20 protein-coding genes are annotated in these 14,341 nt (G+C 61.8%); 6 read left to right on the top strand and 14 right to left on the bottom strand.

What is annotated here, in order from left to right; translation table 11 throughout:
* Positions 1 to 53: 53 nt before the first annotated feature.
* From ACNAOH_RS03670 to ACNAOH_RS03680, 3 genes are all read right to left on the bottom strand, one after another.
* Entirely contained in the window at positions 54 to 971 is a 918-nt protein-coding gene (locus ACNAOH_RS03670; protein ID WP_443971420.1) for a pirin family protein, read from the bottom strand.
* 72 nt (positions 972 to 1,043) lie between these two features.
* Entirely contained in the window at positions 1,044 to 1,664 is a 621-nt protein-coding gene (locus ACNAOH_RS03675; RefSeq protein WP_443971421.1) for an NADPH-dependent FMN reductase, read from the bottom strand.
* Between the two features lie 212 nt (positions 1,665 to 1,876).
* The gene (locus tag ACNAOH_RS03680; RefSeq protein WP_443971422.1) at positions 1,877 to 2,305 is read right to left on the bottom strand and encodes a DoxX family protein; all 429 of its coding nucleotides are present in this window, start codon (positions 2,303 to 2,305) and stop codon (positions 1,877 to 1,879) included.
* A gap of 133 nt (positions 2,306 to 2,438) precedes the next feature.
* On the opposite strand from ACNAOH_RS03680, the gene ACNAOH_RS03685 reads away from it, so the two are divergent.
* Entirely contained in the window at positions 2,439 to 3,338 is a 900-nt protein-coding gene (locus ACNAOH_RS03685; protein WP_443971423.1) for a LysR family transcriptional regulator, read from the top strand.
* Between the two features lie 32 nt (positions 3,339 to 3,370).
* Here the strand turns inward: ACNAOH_RS03685 and ACNAOH_RS03690 are convergent, their stop codons facing one another.
* From ACNAOH_RS03690 to ACNAOH_RS03720, 7 genes are all read right to left on the bottom strand, one after another.
* Positions 3,371 to 4,261: a LysR family transcriptional regulator gene (locus tag ACNAOH_RS03690; RefSeq protein WP_443971424.1), complete on the bottom strand. Its 891-nt coding sequence runs from the start codon at positions 4,259 to 4,261 to the stop codon at positions 3,371 to 3,373.
* A 25-nt stretch (positions 4,262 to 4,286) separates the two neighbouring features.
* Entirely contained in the window at positions 4,287 to 4,472 is a 186-nt protein-coding gene (locus tag ACNAOH_RS03695) for a hypothetical protein (RefSeq protein WP_443971425.1), read from the bottom strand.
* Positions 4,465 to 4,797 carry a hypothetical protein gene (locus ACNAOH_RS03700; protein ID WP_443971426.1) on the bottom strand — a complete coding sequence of 111 codons (333 nt, stop codon included), beginning with the start codon at positions 4,795 to 4,797 and terminating at the stop codon, positions 4,465 to 4,467. Before ACNAOH_RS03700 ends, ACNAOH_RS03695 begins: the two co-directional genes overlap by 8 nt.
* Positions 4,798 to 4,843: 46 nt before the next feature.
* Positions 4,844 to 5,308: a nuclear transport factor 2 family protein gene (locus ACNAOH_RS03705; RefSeq protein WP_443971427.1), complete on the bottom strand. Its 465-nt coding sequence runs from the start codon at positions 5,306 to 5,308 to the stop codon at positions 4,844 to 4,846.
* Between the two features lie 78 nt (positions 5,309 to 5,386).
* Positions 5,387 to 5,935, bottom strand: a complete 549-nt coding sequence (locus ACNAOH_RS03710) for a carboxymuconolactone decarboxylase family protein (protein WP_443971428.1) — start codon at positions 5,933 to 5,935, stop codon at positions 5,387 to 5,389.
* 132 nt (positions 5,936 to 6,067) lie between these two features.
* The gene (locus ACNAOH_RS03715; RefSeq protein ID WP_443971429.1) at positions 6,068 to 8,137 is read right to left on the bottom strand and encodes an FAD-binding oxidoreductase; all 2,070 of its coding nucleotides are present in this window, start codon (positions 8,135 to 8,137) and stop codon (positions 6,068 to 6,070) included.
* Positions 8,138 to 8,204: 67 nt separating this feature from the next.
* On the bottom strand, positions 8,205 to 8,846 hold the full coding sequence (locus ACNAOH_RS03720) for a glutathione S-transferase family protein (RefSeq protein WP_443971430.1): 642 nt from the start codon (positions 8,844 to 8,846) through the stop codon (positions 8,205 to 8,207).
* A gap of 387 nt (positions 8,847 to 9,233) precedes the next feature.
* Between ACNAOH_RS03720 and ACNAOH_RS03725 the strand changes: the two genes are divergently transcribed.
* Positions 9,234 to 9,857 carry an isochorismatase family protein gene (locus ACNAOH_RS03725; protein WP_443971431.1) on the top strand — a complete coding sequence of 208 codons (624 nt, stop codon included), beginning with the start codon at positions 9,234 to 9,236 and terminating at the stop codon, positions 9,855 to 9,857.
* Positions 9,858 to 10,268: 411 nt separating this feature from the next.
* Here ACNAOH_RS03725 and ACNAOH_RS03730 read toward each other — a convergent pair whose 3' ends face one another.
* Genes ACNAOH_RS03730 through ACNAOH_RS03745 form a run of 4 tightly spaced genes read right to left on the bottom strand, consistent with a single transcriptional unit; the run spans position 10,269 to position 11,341 of the window.
* Positions 10,269 to 10,568: a nuclear transport factor 2 family protein gene (locus tag ACNAOH_RS03730; protein WP_179514791.1), complete on the bottom strand. Its 300-nt coding sequence runs from the start codon at positions 10,566 to 10,568 to the stop codon at positions 10,269 to 10,271.
* Between the two features lie 42 nt (positions 10,569 to 10,610).
* Positions 10,611 to 10,733: a nuclear transport factor 2 family protein gene (locus ACNAOH_RS03735; RefSeq protein ID WP_218850300.1), complete on the bottom strand. Its 123-nt coding sequence runs from the start codon at positions 10,731 to 10,733 to the stop codon at positions 10,611 to 10,613.
* Complete coding sequence (locus ACNAOH_RS03740; protein ID WP_443971432.1) at positions 10,723 to 11,163, bottom strand: DoxX family protein; 441 nt, start codon at positions 11,161 to 11,163, stop codon at positions 10,723 to 10,725. Before ACNAOH_RS03740 ends, ACNAOH_RS03735 begins: the two co-directional genes overlap by 11 nt.
* 28 nt (positions 11,164 to 11,191) lie before the next feature.
* Positions 11,192 to 11,341 carry a hypothetical protein gene (locus ACNAOH_RS03745; protein ID WP_443971433.1) on the bottom strand — a complete coding sequence of 50 codons (150 nt, stop codon included), beginning with the start codon at positions 11,339 to 11,341 and terminating at the stop codon, positions 11,192 to 11,194.
* Positions 11,342 to 11,360: 19 nt separating this feature from the next.
* Here ACNAOH_RS03745 and ACNAOH_RS03750 point away from each other — a divergent pair, with 19 nt between their 5' ends.
* The 4 genes from ACNAOH_RS03750 to ACNAOH_RS03765 all read left to right on the top strand — a co-directional run bounded on the left by ACNAOH_RS03750 (position 11,361) and on the right by ACNAOH_RS03765 (position 14,069).
* Complete coding sequence (locus tag ACNAOH_RS03750) at positions 11,361 to 11,582, top strand: LysR substrate-binding domain-containing protein (RefSeq protein WP_443971434.1); 222 nt, start codon at positions 11,361 to 11,363, stop codon at positions 11,580 to 11,582.
* Positions 11,583 to 12,369: 787 nt separating this feature from the next.
* On the top strand, positions 12,370 to 12,576 hold the full coding sequence (locus ACNAOH_RS03755; RefSeq protein WP_443971435.1) for a cold-shock protein: 207 nt from the start codon (positions 12,370 to 12,372) through the stop codon (positions 12,574 to 12,576).
* Between the two features lie 609 nt (positions 12,577 to 13,185).
* Complete coding sequence (locus ACNAOH_RS03760) at positions 13,186 to 13,386, top strand: hypothetical protein (RefSeq protein ID WP_443971436.1); 201 nt, start codon at positions 13,186 to 13,188, stop codon at positions 13,384 to 13,386.
* Positions 13,387 to 13,811: 425 nt separating this feature from the next.
* Positions 13,812 to 14,069, top strand: a complete 258-nt coding sequence (locus tag ACNAOH_RS03765) for a hypothetical protein (RefSeq protein WP_443971437.1) — start codon at positions 13,812 to 13,814, stop codon at positions 14,067 to 14,069.
* Positions 14,070 to 14,341 lie beyond the last annotated feature (272 nt).

Genomic DNA, 14,341 nt, shown 5'->3' on the forward strand with positions numbered 1-14,341 from the left:
CCCTCGCTGCGTTTTGGCCAGAAGGGGGTCCTGGCAATGGGGAGAGGATCGAGTCAGCTGCCGCGATAGATCGGGGTCGAGCCGGACGCGCGCTGGCGGTTGCCGAGCGAGAAGAGCTTCTCCTTGAGCGCTGCGATGTTGCGCTCGCCCGTCACCAGCCCTTCGGCTGTGGCATGGACCGAGTAATAGCCGAGGTGCAGGTCGTGCGGAGAAGGAATTGCCGAGCCGAGCACGAAGGTCGCGCCGCCCGGGCCACCTTGCAGTGCGATTACGCCATCATCTTCGGAGAAAATGAGCAGCTCGCCGTTGGAGGCGGATGCGGGCCCGACAAGGCTGCCCTTGGAAAGCGCGAGCCAACCGACGGTGTGTCCGGCAGGCGGGGCATAATCCCAGCGCTGGTCAGGTGCGAGGGTGACGAGCAGGTATTTGACGCCTGCCGGAGCCCTGACGGGGCTGGTGACGCCGCCATGCGTGCCGATGATGACATAGGCCGGGCCGACCTGGTGCATGTCAGACGCTTCTACATATTGGCTGTCGACTGGAGCCAGCTCCAGGTCGGCGGGCAGTGACAACCAGAGCTGGAAGCCGTGGATGCGCTCGGATTTACCGGAAGACAGTTCTTTGCCGTGCCAGACTCCCCCGCCGGCGCGCATCCATTCAACGCCGCCATAGCCGATATAGCCAGAACCGGCCTCGGGGTCGTCGAAATGCACATCGCCACGCGTGAAGACAGTCACGGTGCCAATGCCGGAATGGGGATGCATCCCGCCTGCGGCCGCAAATTCGCTCATGACGCCGCCGAAGCTGTCGAGGAACACGAACGGCTTGAGCTGCTCGCCCAGGTCGCTCGGGCTCATGAGGCGGAACACCTCGCCATGGCCGCGACCACGCGTGCGGTAAATGACTTCGCGGCCGACGGTCGGGGCAGTGGTGGCGCTCTTGGCTGCGCGGGTGACGCTGATGGTGGACACGAGTTTTCTCCTTCGGGGAGCCGCTGTCGGCTACCCCGTCATGATGTTGCGATGAGGATCGCGATGGGGCGGTTAGGCCACTTCGCTACGGGCGGCCGTCTCGGCGCGTGCCGCCATGAGGGCCTTGGACCACCAGACCAGCTCGTCGAGCGCGGTCGTCGCGGACGGGATCAGATTCTGTTCGATCGTCTCGATCGGCTGATTGCCGACGGCCGGGAAGCTCGTGAAGAAGTCGCTGCCACCGATGTGGACGGCTGCGTGGGTCGAGACCATGTGCATCTCGATGCCGATCAGGCGCAGATGCTCGATGGCGCGGGCAGCGCCAACACCGCCATAGCCGATCGCGGTGAATGGCTTGTGGCTCCACTCCTTGTAGGCGTGGTCGAGCGCGTTCTTGAGCGCGCCGGTGAGTGAGTGGTTATATTCGGCGACCACGAAGATGAAGCCGTCGAAGCGCGCAAGCGTCTCCTGCCAGCGGACCGCTTCGGGGCTCTGGCTCGGCACCCAGGCGCTCGATGCAACCTCGTCGAAGAAGGGCAGGTTGAAGTCGCGCAGGTCGAGCAGTTCCACGTCCAGATCCTCGCGGGCCTGGGCCTGCTTGAGCATCCATTGCGCGGGCACGTCGGCGAAGCGCGCGGCGCGCGTCGAGCCGATGATGAGGGCGATCTTGGGCTTGGCGGTGACGGTCGACATCGGGATTTCCTTCGCTCGTTGGGGAGAGTGCCGGGGCAATCTCGTTCTTGCTGAGGGCAATTTGGCGCAGGTCCGGGGGTACCACTAGACAGCTAGATCGTTCTGCGGGGTCGCACTTTCAGGAACACTTCGCGGTGGTCCGGGCCGCAACACGCAGCAAAGCCGGGCACACGATCTCGTGTGCCCGGCTTGAAGCGCCGGTTGAGAATGGGTCAGTTACTGAGCGGTGGGAGCCGGTTCGAGTAAGTGCGGCGATTGCTCAGATATTCTTCCAGGCTGAAGGGGCCGGCGCCGAACGCTACGATCTGCAGCAGGCCGCCCGACATCATCACGTTCTTGAAGAAGTGAACGAAGCTGTTCTGATCGGCTAGGTTGCCGTGGAAGTAGAAAGCCGTCACCATCGAGAAGATGGCAAGCAGCGCGGCGACCGGGCGAACCTTGTAGCCGGCGACCAGCAGCGCGCCGCCGACGATTTCGAGCGCAATCGCGCCGATCGCGGCAAGAGGTGGGACCGGCAGGCCGACCGCTCCGACCATGGCGACAGTGGCACCAAAGGTCGTAGCCTTGCCGAGACCGAAGAGAACGAACGGAAGACCGATCAGAAGCCGGCCAGCGAACGGAACATAACGGGTGTTATTCATGGGACATCTCCTGTTTGCAGCAGGATGATGGGCCATCCGCTTGGCTTGGAAATGATCCAATCGAGCGCTCGCCACTAGACAGCGAGAATGCTACTTGGTGTCGCGGATAGAGGAACACCTCGGAACGTGCAGGATGGCGTTTCCGCAGGAGGAGTTGGGCGTGGAGATTGAGGACCTGAGGATGTTCGTCGAAGTGGCCGATGCCGGCGGGATCAATTCGGCGGCGCGTCGGCTGGGCCTCGCCAAATCCATCGTGAGCCGCCGGCTGCTAAGGCTTGAGCAGGATCTCGGCGCCGAGCTTCTCGCGCGCACGACACGCGGCGCGGTCCTCACCGAAGCGGGTATATCGTTCCGGGATCAGGCGGCGGACATCTGCACAAAGATCGACGCAGCCAGGGAGGAAATGTCTCCTAGTGGCGACCTCCGGGGATTGCTTCGGATCGCGGGACCGGCCTCTATCGGCACGTTCTTCGCCTCGGCGCTGGCCGACTTTGCCCGCAGGCATCCGGCCCTGAATGTCCACACCCGCTTCTCGGACCAATATGTCGACCTCGCCGCCGAAGGCTTTGATTGCGCCATCCGCGTCGGCTACATGCCGGATTCCAATCTCATCGCCCGCAAGATCGGTTCGCTGCCGATGCGGCTCTATGCGAGCCCCGACTATATCGCGGAGCACGGCGCGCCTGAATATCCCGGCGATATCCTGAAGCACTCGGCTGTCACGGCCGGCACCGCCAATTGGGTGTTCAGCGATGGCGATCAGAGCTTCACGGTACATCCGCAGGGCAGGTTCAAGGCGGACAACGCCTATGTCCTCGCCGAAGCGGCTGCAGCCGGCCTCGGTGTCCTGGCGATGGGAGAAATGATCGCCGGCCCCTATGTCGAGGCGGGCAAACTCGTCCCGATCATGACGGGGTTCACGCTGCCCGACGTCGGCATATTCGTCGTGCGGCCGCCAAGTCAGCACGTACCTCGGAAGGTCCGGGTGCTGATCGATCTGCTGACGGAGAAATTTTCCGGCGTCCGCTGCTGAATGCACGTCAGAGAAAAGCGTCAGGCGAGGCGCTAATTCAGCAGACGGTTCTCGCGCAGCCGAGAGACAGCCAAGTCGACGAAAGCACGAACCTTGGCGGGAGCGTGGCGACCTTCGGGGTAAAGGACATGGATGGGGAGCGGCGGCTCCTCATAGTCCGTCAAAACGATTTGAAGATCGCCGGCAATCAGCGCCGGCCCGATTTGATAATGAAGCACCCGGGTCAGGCCCCATCCTTCTTTCGCGGTGGCGATCGCGGCCTCATTTGTATTGCATTGAAGGGTTGCGTCGATCGTAACGCGCTGGTCGCCTGCAAAGCGCCATTCGGGCGAGGCCCAGGCGCTGGTTGAGGCTGCAACCCGGTGGCCTTTCAGGTCTGCGGGCGTGGAGGGCACGCCTTGTTTCTCAAAATAGGCGGGCGAGCCGCAGACGACCCGACGCACCGAGCCGACCTTGATCGCAGTGAAGCCCGAGTCCGGTAGGTGCCCGATGCGAACTGCAACATCGACCCCTTCCTCGACGATGTTGACGGGGCGATCGACGAAAAACGTCCTGGCGCTCATCGTGGGATAGGTGTCGAGATACTCGGTCATGACCGGAAGCACATACATCTGACCGAACATCGCCGACGCGGTGACGGCGAGCGTGCCCGCAGGCGTCGCATAGGAGCCCGCGGCGGCGGCCTCGGCTTCGGCGATATCGGTGAGGATGCGCAGGCAGTCGTCGAAGTAGCGGGTGCCAGCTTCAGTCATCTTCACCGACCGCGTGGTGCGAACGAACAGGCGCGCGCCGATTAGATCCTCAAGCGATGCCACGGCGCGGGTCACGGCGGGCGCGCTCATGTGCATGAGCCGCGCCGTTTCCGCGAAGCTCTCCGTCTCGGCGACCTTTGCGAAGATCCGCATCGCTTGCCATCGATCCATCCGTCACCTCTTGTCGCACCGTATCTCAGATCATCTGCATCACGGTCGCCGCGTCATCGGTCAGTCCATCAAGCAGCATGTCAGCGTAATAATCGGAATCCTTACTGTTCAACCTCAGCCTGTCGAGCAGTCTTGCAAGGATAGTCGTAATGGACCGCAGTACAGGAGCCGGCGCCGGTCGGGCTGCAAACGTAATCGGGACACTAGCCATGACCGTTCGCCTTCCCAATGGAAGCATGGGCAACTGCGATGCCTTCGATCTCCCGGCAAGCCTCGTCATCGAAGCCGACCTGGATCGCGCGTGATCGGATGTCGCGATAGTCACTGCGCTTGACCGCAAGAGCCAGTTCAAGAGCGCGGGCGCCGCGTACGTCGAAACTGCGCCCTTCGCGTGCCGCATCGATCTCAGCGCCGCACATGCCGATCCGTGCGGCCGCGTCGTCCTGCTGGCGGATCAGGGCGGGGGCGCCCTGATCCCCTGCAAGGGCCATCTCGATCGACAGGCGCGTTCGCGGGTCGAGTTTGGAGATTTGCATGGTCAAATCCTCGGGGGTGGTGCGCCCGATGGCGCACCTGAGCGGGCTAGAAGCCGAAATCGCTGAGACCGGGGTGGTCATCGGGCCGCCGCCCGAGCGGCCAGCGGAACTTGCGCTCGGCTTCCGTGATCGGCGTCTCGTTAACGCTTGCGTGCCGCACTGACATCAAGCCATCGGCTGAGAACTCCCAATTCTCGTTGCCGAAGGCACGATGCCACTGGCCGTCCTCGTCTTGGTACTCATAGGCGTATCGGACCGCGATGCGATTGCCATGGAACGCCCACAACTCCTTTATGAGTCGGTACTCGCGCTCACGGACCCACTTGCGGGTTAGCAATGGCACGACCTGGTCGCGCCCTGTGACGAATTCGGTACGATGCCGCCAGCGCGTGTCGGCCGTGTAGGCGAGCGACACCTTGTCCGGGTCGCGGCTATTCCAAGCATCTTCCGCAGCCCGGATTTTCAGGATGGCGGTCTCTTCTGTGAACGGAGGAAACGGAGGGCGGCTCATGTGGATCTCCTGTGGTATGATGTTAGGAAAAGAGTGGGCGGGCGGCCGGGGTGGAACTGTTGGCCGCCCGTCGCTAAGTCAGGCTGCCAGACGATTGACCCGAGGGAAGTCGATTTCGGTGCCAAGCGCCTCATTGACGTAATTGGTGAAGGTGTTGAGCGCGACGTGCGCGATGATTTCTAGAATCTCGGCGTCGGAGTATCCTTCGGCGCGGACCTTATCGACCTCGGACGGTGCGACCGACCCGCGCGCATTGGTCAATGCCTGGGCAAAGGCGACGGCAGCGGCGGCCTTAGGGTCGCTCGACGTGCCGGCACGGGCGGCAGCGATCTCAGCGTCATCGAGCTTGGCGAAGCGCGCGCCAGTATAGGTGTGGGCCGACAAGCAGTAATCGCAGCCATTCGCTTGCGCCATCGTCAGCGCCAGACGCTCGCGCGTCGCGACGGGCAGCTTGCCCTTCCCTAGCGTCCCCTGGAGCCCCGCGAGCGCATTGAGCGCGACCGGGCTGGTGGAGACGAGCCGGAAGATATTGGGCACGGTGCCAAGCTGCTTCTGGATGGCTTCAAGGATCGGACGCGATGCCTCGGGAGCGTCGTCAATCGTGGCGGGGGTGGGGATCACAGACATGCTATTCAACTCCTGGAAGGCGGGGTGCCTTCGATACGAGCAAGATGGGGCATTGCTGGGTGTCGATGAACGTCGAAACGCTGGAAGGCATTGTTTCACTTGATGGATGCAAAGGGCCGTCCCGGCAGCCACTTACAACTCCAGTTGAATGCGGTCCTCATCGGCCGACTGCTGCTCGGCGGGCACCGCGCTGCAGATCAGCACCTCGTCATCGGCGAGGCTGACGCCCGGTTGCCGAATGTGGGTGACGGCCCCGCGCAAGAGCTTGGTCTTGCAGGTTCCGCAGGTGCCTTCGCGGCAGCTAAATTCGGGCGACAGTCCCCGCGCCTCGGCGAGGTCCAGAAGCGTTCCGGATGCCGGCGTCCAGCGCGCCTCCTTGGCCGACGCCATGAAGGCGACGGGCACCGGCTTCGTGGAAGCAGGACGATGCGGCGCTTGAGCGGACGCCGCGACGTCGGGAGTGCGGACTAGGGAGGACGGTCCGAATGCTTCGGCGTGGATGCGCGCGTCGGCGATATTGAGCGTGCGCAGGCCGTCATAGAGGGCCTGGGTGAAGGCCGCTGGGCCGCAGAGGTAGAAATCATAGTCGTTGAACGGCAGGAAGCGCGTGAGCAAGGACATATCGATCCGGCCTGCGGCCTCGTAATCGATGCCTTCGGCGGCATCTGCGGGGTCGCTGAGCACCCGGATGACTTTCACGGCGCTGAAGGAATTTTCGACCAGCGTCGCCAGCTCGGGGCCGAATGGGCGCTCCGCCTTGATTCGGGCAGCGTGGAACAGATAAGTGGGGCGGACCCGCTGTTTGCGGACGCCCTCATAGACGACGTGGCGCAGCATCGCGAGCATCGGCGTGATGCCGACACCGCCCGCCAGCAGGACGGCGGGGCGCGTCTCGCGCGCGTCGATGGTGAAGTCGCCGGCGGGCGCGCGCGCCTCGATCACGTCACCAACCCGGATGCTATCGTGAAGATGGCTCGAGACCGCACCCTCGCGCTTGATGCTGAGGCGATAGACCCCATCGGAAGGGGCGGCGGACAGCGTGTAGTTCCGGATGACTGGCTTGTCGTCGCCGGGAAGCGTCACGCGGATCGGGAGATGCTGGCCCGCTTGGTGGGGCAGCAAGCCGGCACCGTCGTCGGGCTGGAGGTGAAAGGAACGGATAGAGCTGCTCTCGTCGACGATCTTCGTCACCTTGAGCGGGCGCCAACGGGTCGATAGCTCGGCCGCGCGAAGGCGGTTGGCGGCTTCGTCCCAATCGCCAGTCATCAGCGAACTCGGCGACCATGGCTCCGCTTGCATAGTCCAGCGCAAGGACAGTGCGCCGCGCCGTCGCACGATCGTCTGCGCGGTGAACGTCCAGAGCCGCTCAGTCCCCTGAAACGCGGCGATCTCGGGGCTATCGAAGATCACTTCGGCCGTGCCCGTCATCTGGAGCACGTCGCCGCTAGCGTAATCGACGAACAACAACCCGGCTTTGCCATTGAGGAAGATGTTGCCGAGCGTGTTGAAGAACAGGTTGCCGTCGAAATCGGGGATGGTGAGCGTGCCATCGGCGGCGATGCGAACGAACCCGGCCTTGCCGCCCCGGTGGGAGACATCGACCTGTCGGCGATCGTCGCGATCGGCATAGGAGGCGACGAAGAAGCTGTCCGCACCTGCAATCATCGCCCGGGCGGCCGCGTCGAGCGTGCTCAGGGCCTCGACATCGTCGGCATAGGACGTGCCGGGATCGCGGGCGTAGCTGAAATCGCGAAGCTGGATGTAGCGCGGGCAGTTGCCGAAACTCTGGTCGACGTCGATCCGGAAACCGTGTGCGGCTTCGCCGATGACGCCGTTCATGCGGTTCCGGCGGCGCGTGTGCATCTCAATGCCGAGCAGCCCGATCGGCTTGCCTGGTGCAAGTCCGGCGACCGCGGGATCGGTCCGGTCCGCGTTGGCGTCAATCTCGAGTGTGGTCGCGTCGGGAGAGGTGATGAACCCCGAGCGCCCCTCCAGAAACGTCGCCCAGGGCGCGCCGGTCTCGTCGACGCTGCCGAGCACGATGAACGGGAGCTTCGCGTAAAACTCGCGGTGTTGATCGGGCATATAGTCGCGGATGACCCGCTGACCGACCGATGCCATGTGCTCGGCGACGCCGACCTTCTCCTGAATGAAGCGCTCGCCTTCATGCCAGACCGGCAGCTTTGTGAAGTTCGACGTCATCGTTATCGTGCCTCTGCTGGGGGCTGTCGGGCGCTCCATGGCGGGGCGCCCGCTGTCGGCGGCATGATTATGCCGCCAGGCCGGCCGGGGTCTTTGCGAAGGGCACGAAGCCCGGCAGCGCTTCGAGACGGCGGAGGAAGGCGTTCACGCTCGGGTAGCCCGAAAGATCGACATTGCCCTCCGGCGCACGTGCGACATAGCTGTAGATGGCAACGTCGGCGATGGTGGGCTGCGAGCCGACCAGCCAGTCAGCGCCCTCCAGACGGGTTTCCAGACGGCCGAGCAGAGTATGGGCGCGACCGATCACTTCGTCGGCATTGAATTTGGCACCGAACACGGTGATGAGACGAGCCGCTGCGGGACCATAAGCGACCTCGCCGGCAGCGACAGACAGCCAGCGCTGGACGGCGGCCGCGCCCTGCGGATCTTCGGGCAGCCAGTCGGTGCGACCGGTCTTCTTTGCGAGGTAGACGAGGATCGCGTTGGAGTCGGCAACGACCACGCTGTCATCTTCCAGCACGGGCACCTGGCCGAACGGGTTAAGGGCGAGAAACTCGGGGCGCTTGTGGGCGCCAGCCATGAGGTCGACTTCGACCAACTCGTGGGGAACGTTAAGCAGCGAAGCGAGCAACACGGCGCGGTGCGAGTGGCCCGACAGAGGATGATGGTGAAGTTTCATGGCGAGATCCTGCTTGATGGTCGGGTCCATTCCCGATCCGCAGCGCCATTGTGCTTCGACAGTAGTCGGGCGAGAACGACCTGTTTTGGCACTTCATTATTACGCTCAACGTAATGATCCCCGGTTTGGAAGCGCGAACCCGACAGGTGGCGGCGTGAGCGCCCGGTGGAATCTGCTCTGCCCCGAAATCATGCATCGTGCGCGCGTCATTGGCCGCCGCCGTCCCGTTAGAGGGCTGCCTTTGCCCGAAGTAGCGCGCCTTGGAAGTTCCTCGCGCAAATCTCAGCGATTGGCGGCGTTCCGATTTGGGGAACAGTGAATGCCGCACTCGCTGGCTAGTTGATGCGTCAAAGGAACGTCATCTGGTGCTTGTCGATCACGTCGACCGACGATGACATCAGATGGAAGGAATTGAACATGTCCTATGACCGCATCACCTCCGACAACGCGGCGGTGCTCTTCATCGACCACCAGACGGGCCTCGCCAACGGAGTCCAGACCCAGAACCCGGCCGAGTTCCTCAACAATGTAAAGGCGCTCGTAGCGCTGACGAACGCGCACCGTCTGCCTTCGATCATTACCACCAGTGCCACCGATGGCCCCAATGGCCCGATCATGCCTGCGGTGGCTCAGGGCCTGCCGAACGCGACGATCGTCCACCGGCCCGGTGAAATCAACGCCTGGGACAATGCGGGCTTCGTTGCTGCCGTCGAAAAGACTGGTCGCAAGAAGCTGCTGGTTGCCGGCATTTCGACCGAGGTCTGCCTGGCTTTCGTGGCGCTCTCGGCCAAGCAGGCCGGATATGACGTCTATGCCGTGCTGGACGCATCAGGCACCTGGGACAAGCGCGTCGAGGATGCTGCCATCGCCCGGATGGTGCAGGCGGGGATCATCCCGATGACCTGGGTAGGTGTCGGCGCGGAGTTGCTTGGTGACTGGCGCTCTCAGGACGGCGAAGCGCATGCCAAGGTGATGGGCGAACATCTGCCCTTCTCCGGCAATAACATCGCCGGCTATATGGCAGCCAAGGGTATGGCCTGACCCGATCTTGCCAGAAGGCTAGATCAAAGACGCCGGTCGGATCCCGACCGGCGTTTTCGTGTCTCGCGCCGGTCAGTCTCTCCCTCTCGCGTTCAGGTCTCATGAGCGGCTTCCGGGTCAGAGATAGTCCCCACCATAGATGGTGCGCCCTCCGAACGGACAAGGCACGCCGAGCCGGCTTGGGTCTCGTCGCAGTCGGCCCGAGATCGGAGACAAAAGGATCGGTGACCGGCGTGCCAGGCGCGAGCAACGAGGCAGATGATAGCCGGGGTGCAGGCCGGCCCTAGTGCGGCAATTAAAGGCCGACGGAAGCGACGACCCCTCCAACCGCTCTGGCGCCGACAGTCTTGGGAAAGTGCGCGCACATCCACGCGGGAGGCAATAGCAACAAGCCGGGTTCTGTTTCCCGGATCAGCGGGGTACTGGGTAGGCGGTACCGGTGAACGGCTGTTGATCGAGGAAGCGATAGGAATAGGAGCGACGCTTGAAGCGCCATCCGGCCGGCTCCCGGACCAGTTCGTCATTATAGACGGCAAGATTGTCATAGAAGCTGTCGTCGCCTCGCCCTCGTTCGCGAATGACAAAGCGCGCGGTCGCTCGATCGCCATGAACGCTGACGACGCCCGAGTGGGTCATCTGCATGAAGTAGCGCTCGATAGCGAAGAGGCCTTCAAGCATCCTGACAGCTCCGTCCCGTCCTTCGCTGCGCATGGGCAGCGGCTCGCCGATCTGCCATGTCGCCCCCTCACTGGATCAGAGCTCCGCGAAAGCCTCCAAATCGCGTTCATTGACCGCGTCGGAGAAGCGAGCGGCAAGGCGTTGGATCTCCGCCTGATCCTCAAGCGCCCGCAGCCGTGCTTCGATCTCAGCAGACATCGAAATTTTTCCCACGGCCGGCGCGCTCGGCGACCAGCGCGATCAGGATCAAGCCACCGGTCAAGCCGAGATGCTCGAGGAAGGTTGCCATGGCCTCGAACCGGGCCGGTCCCTGCATTGTCCAGAAAGGATGTGCGATGACGGCGCCTAAGGCCGTGAATACTGCCAGCATCCCCGCGCCGAACCAAACCCAGCGACCGGAGAGGATCAGCAGCGATCCAATAAGCTCGAGAGCGATGGTCAAGCCCGCCATGAAGGCGGGCGCTGGCATGCCAAATTGCGCCTGCTCTGTAACTGCCGCGCTGAACCCCATCAGATGTCCGACGGCCGAAGCCAGGTATATGAGCACGATCGCGAGCCGTGCCGTGAACCAGGTGGTTCGCCACTCCAGAACCGATTCAACGACATGGGGCGTGTCTGTCGCGCTCATCTTTTGCTCCTCGTATGCGCAGCATTCGTCAGCGCCGCGCCACGTTGCCGCTGAACATCCCGCCTTTGAAAACTGGAGCCTGCGTATCGGTCGTGAAGAGAACGAGATCGGCATCGGTCAGCGCTTCGATGGCTGCCGTGCCGTCGCCGAGATGATAAAACTCGCCCGCTTCGATCACTTGCTCGCCGAAACGGACCTTGCCTGAAAAGACGAAGAGCAGGTGGGCGATTGCCGCGCTCCCCGAAGCAATTGCTGCCCGTTATGTGGCGGCGGGCCGGCTGAAGGCGATCATGACCGACTGGGATCTGCCGGCGGTCGGGATTTTCGTTGTGCGGCCGCCCGGTCATCACCTCGCCCGCAAGGTGCGCGTGCTAACGGAGCTTTTGCTGCAGCAATTCAGCGGCACCGATGCAGCCTAACGCGTCGCGAGATCGCTACCTTTCGATGCTGGGAACCACCCGTCCAGTAAGTTTCAGTGGTTAGCTTTGGTCAAAGCGACTGGCAGCTAACGTCGGGAACAGACATTCGCCAGAGTGAAGACTAACGACCACCTTTGGTCGTGAGCCGCCGGCTCCAGATGACATCGACTCCGTGTCCACAGCCGCCCAATAGCCGACATTCAATCGCTTCAAATGGCTAATTAAAAGCTGCCCTTCGTTCAGCATCCTGGCGCGGCGATCGACCGACGTTGGGACTTTGCTGCAATGTACTCTGTGCGGTTCGCTTGAGGAGTCGGGTCAATTCAGCCCGAATGCCTGATCGTAGCCATCAGCATTTCCCTCAGCGACCAACTTGGCCCGGTAGCGTTTGCCATGCTCCTCTACTCACGCATCGGCGCTCTGTTTGCCATCTGTGCCAAAGTCGACGGACATGTTCTGCCACCAAATATGACCCCGCTGAACCATCAATTTCCGACACTTTTCAGAACAAGCGACGAAAACACTCCTGCCCGACACAGGTGCTGCGCCCGGACCCAAGTTAGAAGCGGGTGTCAGTCTATGGCTCAAGAACGCTGATCGCTATTTCGTCCGGTCCCGAATTCGCTTTCATTTTTTGAATAAGATGGTAATAAGGTTCCGCTTACGTCGCATGCGACGGATAATCGGCAGCTATATGCCACCTCTTATCCCTTTCTAGCATAACTGAAGCCGGGTTCGCGCCGCCGTTGGTGTTTACCCGTCATACTTGGGATAAAGGATTATCCATATGATTATTGGCACCGTAAAGTTTTTTAATGTCGATAAGGGCTATGGTTTCATTGCCCCGAACGATGGTGGCAACGACGCGTTCGTGCACATTTCTGCGGTAGAGCGCGCGGGTATGCACACGCTCGAGAAGGATCAGTCCGTTTCTTATGAACTGGAGACTGATCAGCGAGGCAAAACCTCGGCAGTGAATCTTCAGGCTGCCTAATTGATATGTGGCAGTGTGGCCGACGCGGTCACACTGTCGCGTTCCTAGCGCTTCGCGTGAAGAGGGAGCCTCCGCCCCGGTAAATCCTCGGCAAATTTGGCGCTTTTTCACGGCTCAGTTCGGTCACGTTATCCGATCTCGGCTGTCTGGGTCAGACGAAATCTGGCGTCCCGACAAGGTTTGTAACGTCAGTGTCCAAGGAAGCATCATGGCCAAGGGTCAAATGAAATCGAAAAAGGAAGTGCGCAAGCCCAAGGCTGCAAAGCCTTCCAAGCCGAGTGCGTCTAACCCCTCTACTAAGCCTGCCCCCGTCGGGATCGTAACCATCAAAGCCTGACGATATGCATTATTAGACGCCAACTTTGAGAGAATATTATCTCTGCGGCGGACTGATAAGCGAGCTACCCAAGCATTGCCCCTGCGTGAAATTTTCACGCCCGAGCCTGGGCAGTGCGCCAGCATCTGCCTGGTGAACCTCTTAGCCAGCACGGGTCCATGGCGGACATTCAGCTTTCTCCGCCAAGCCGAAATTGCCGTGCCACGTCGTGGCATGCCTGACTGGTCGAGAGGGGAATTGGCGGCACTACCATCCTTAATAGGAGATCGCGAATGGACATTAATCTGGAATATGCTGCTCACCAGCATGCGGTGATGCGCGCCAACTCCGCCACCAGCGAGAGTGAGCGCATCGAGCAGTTGGCTCGAGCTTCTTCCATCGCCGCTCGGATCGGCGCGTTTCAACATGAACTCGGTGCGGCTGCGGCTTGTGCCTGGAGTGTAGCACGGGTTGGGGTGCCCGTTCGCGCCTGATCCGATCCAAAACCTCCGGAGTAATGCCGATGGCGCTTACCTATGAATTCTTAACCGCACGGGCCGAACAAGCAGCGAACGAAGCTGCCAGCGCTCTCTTGGAGAATGTGCGGATACGCGCACTCCGCTCGGAGGCCGCGTGGCGTGACATGGCCGACCAGGCTCTTGAACTCGCACGCAACCGCGACGCTGCGCGAATGAAGAACGATTTGGTACCGCTTGCGGCTGCAATATAGCAGGTAGCGATCAGAACGAGTGTTACCGCACACGACGCTTACTTCTCGGCCTGGATACGGTCCTTGCCCGCGTCGATGCGCAAGGATTTCGAGCGTGAGAGCTGGGGCGCCCATAACACTGTCTGCGACTAACTATGCCAACGACTAATCGCGCTTTCCTGCTGTGAGCGCATACTGGAAGGCGCACAGATGAACGATAATCCCGACCTGGTTTCAGTTGAACTAATCGCGGCTCATGAGGCGTCGGATGTGTCGGCAATCAATGGGATTCTCAGCCTCGCTAACATCTTGCGTAAGCGGGGTCTGCTAACCGATGCTGAGGCGTCCGCCATGTACGAGAGCATGAGCTTGCCTCTTGGGTTAGCCAAATACGCCCAGAACGCCCATGTCCAGGATGTTCAGGCTAACCTCGATCGGTTGTTTGCGGTGATTGTTGGGCGCGGATAGCGGCGTTTGGCCTTGTCGCTATCGAGATAACGGCTCTTAGGAGTGGGTGGCCGTGCGGAGCCTTGAGGTTTGGCGCCCGAGAGATGCCCATAGGCGCCATATAGGTCTTCTTCCACGACCTTAGACGAACTTTCGACGTTGATTCAGGATACGAGGCCGGATGAATGATGTCGATAAGTTGGCAAATGGACAGGATTTTGGCTTTGGCGGAGTGAGCGCGCCTTCAATGTCGACCCTCAGCAAACATACCCGCTTTTTAAGCTGTTACTCGA

The organism is Sphingobium sp. CR28 (assembly GCF_052327305.1).
Classification (GTDB): Bacteria; Pseudomonadota; Alphaproteobacteria; order Sphingomonadales; family Sphingomonadaceae; genus Sphingobium.

What these genes read in the sequence shown, in the direction of transcription:
- ACNAOH_RS03675 (WP_443971421.1), bottom strand. Translation starts at nt 1,664, where the DNA reads ATGTCGACCGTCACCGCCAAGCCCAAGATCGCCCTCATCATCGGCTCG.
- ACNAOH_RS03680 (WP_443971422.1), bottom strand. Translation starts at nt 2,305, where the DNA reads ATGAATAACACCCGTTATGTTCCGTTCGCTGGCCGGCTTCTGATCGGT.
- ACNAOH_RS03685 (WP_443971423.1), top strand. Translation starts at nt 2,439, where the DNA reads ATGGCGTTTCCGCAGGAGGAGTTGGGCGTGGAGATTGAGGACCTGAGG.
- ACNAOH_RS03690 (WP_443971424.1), bottom strand. Translation starts at nt 4,261, where the DNA reads ATGGATCGATGGCAAGCGATGCGGATCTTCGCAAAGGTCGCCGAGACG.
- ACNAOH_RS03695 (WP_443971425.1), bottom strand. Translation starts at nt 4,472, where the DNA reads ATGGCTAGTGTCCCGATTACGTTTGCAGCCCGACCGGCGCCGGCTCCT.
- ACNAOH_RS03700 (WP_443971426.1), bottom strand. Translation starts at nt 4,797, where the DNA reads ATGCAAATCTCCAAACTCGACCCGCGAACGCGCCTGTCGATCGAGATG.
- ACNAOH_RS03705 (WP_443971427.1), bottom strand. Translation starts at nt 5,308, where the DNA reads ATGAGCCGCCCTCCGTTTCCTCCGTTCACAGAAGAGACCGCCATCCTG.
- ACNAOH_RS03710 (WP_443971428.1), bottom strand. Translation starts at nt 5,935, where the DNA reads ATGTCTGTGATCCCCACCCCCGCCACGATTGACGACGCTCCCGAGGCA.
- ACNAOH_RS03715 (WP_443971429.1), bottom strand. Translation starts at nt 8,137, where the DNA reads ATGACGTCGAACTTCACAAAGCTGCCGGTCTGGCATGAAGGCGAGCGC.
- ACNAOH_RS03720 (WP_443971430.1), bottom strand. Translation starts at nt 8,846, where the DNA reads ATGGACCCGACCATCAAGCAGGATCTCGCCATGAAACTTCACCATCAT.
- ACNAOH_RS03725 (WP_443971431.1), top strand. Translation starts at nt 9,234, where the DNA reads ATGTCCTATGACCGCATCACCTCCGACAACGCGGCGGTGCTCTTCATC.
- ACNAOH_RS03730 (WP_179514791.1), bottom strand. Translation starts at nt 10,568, where the DNA reads ATGCGCAGCGAAGGACGGGACGGAGCTGTCAGGATGCTTGAAGGCCTC.
- ACNAOH_RS03735 (WP_218850300.1), bottom strand. Translation starts at nt 10,733, where the DNA reads ATGTCTGCTGAGATCGAAGCACGGCTGCGGGCGCTTGAGGATCAGGCG.
- ACNAOH_RS03740 (WP_443971432.1), bottom strand. Translation starts at nt 11,163, where the DNA reads ATGAGCGCGACAGACACGCCCCATGTCGTTGAATCGGTTCTGGAGTGG.
- ACNAOH_RS03755 (WP_443971435.1), top strand. Translation starts at nt 12,370, where the DNA reads ATGATTATTGGCACCGTAAAGTTTTTTAATGTCGATAAGGGCTATGGT.
- ACNAOH_RS03760 (WP_443971436.1), top strand. Translation starts at nt 13,186, where the DNA reads ATGGACATTAATCTGGAATATGCTGCTCACCAGCATGCGGTGATGCGC.
- ACNAOH_RS03765 (WP_443971437.1), top strand. Translation starts at nt 13,812, where the DNA reads ATGAACGATAATCCCGACCTGGTTTCAGTTGAACTAATCGCGGCTCAT.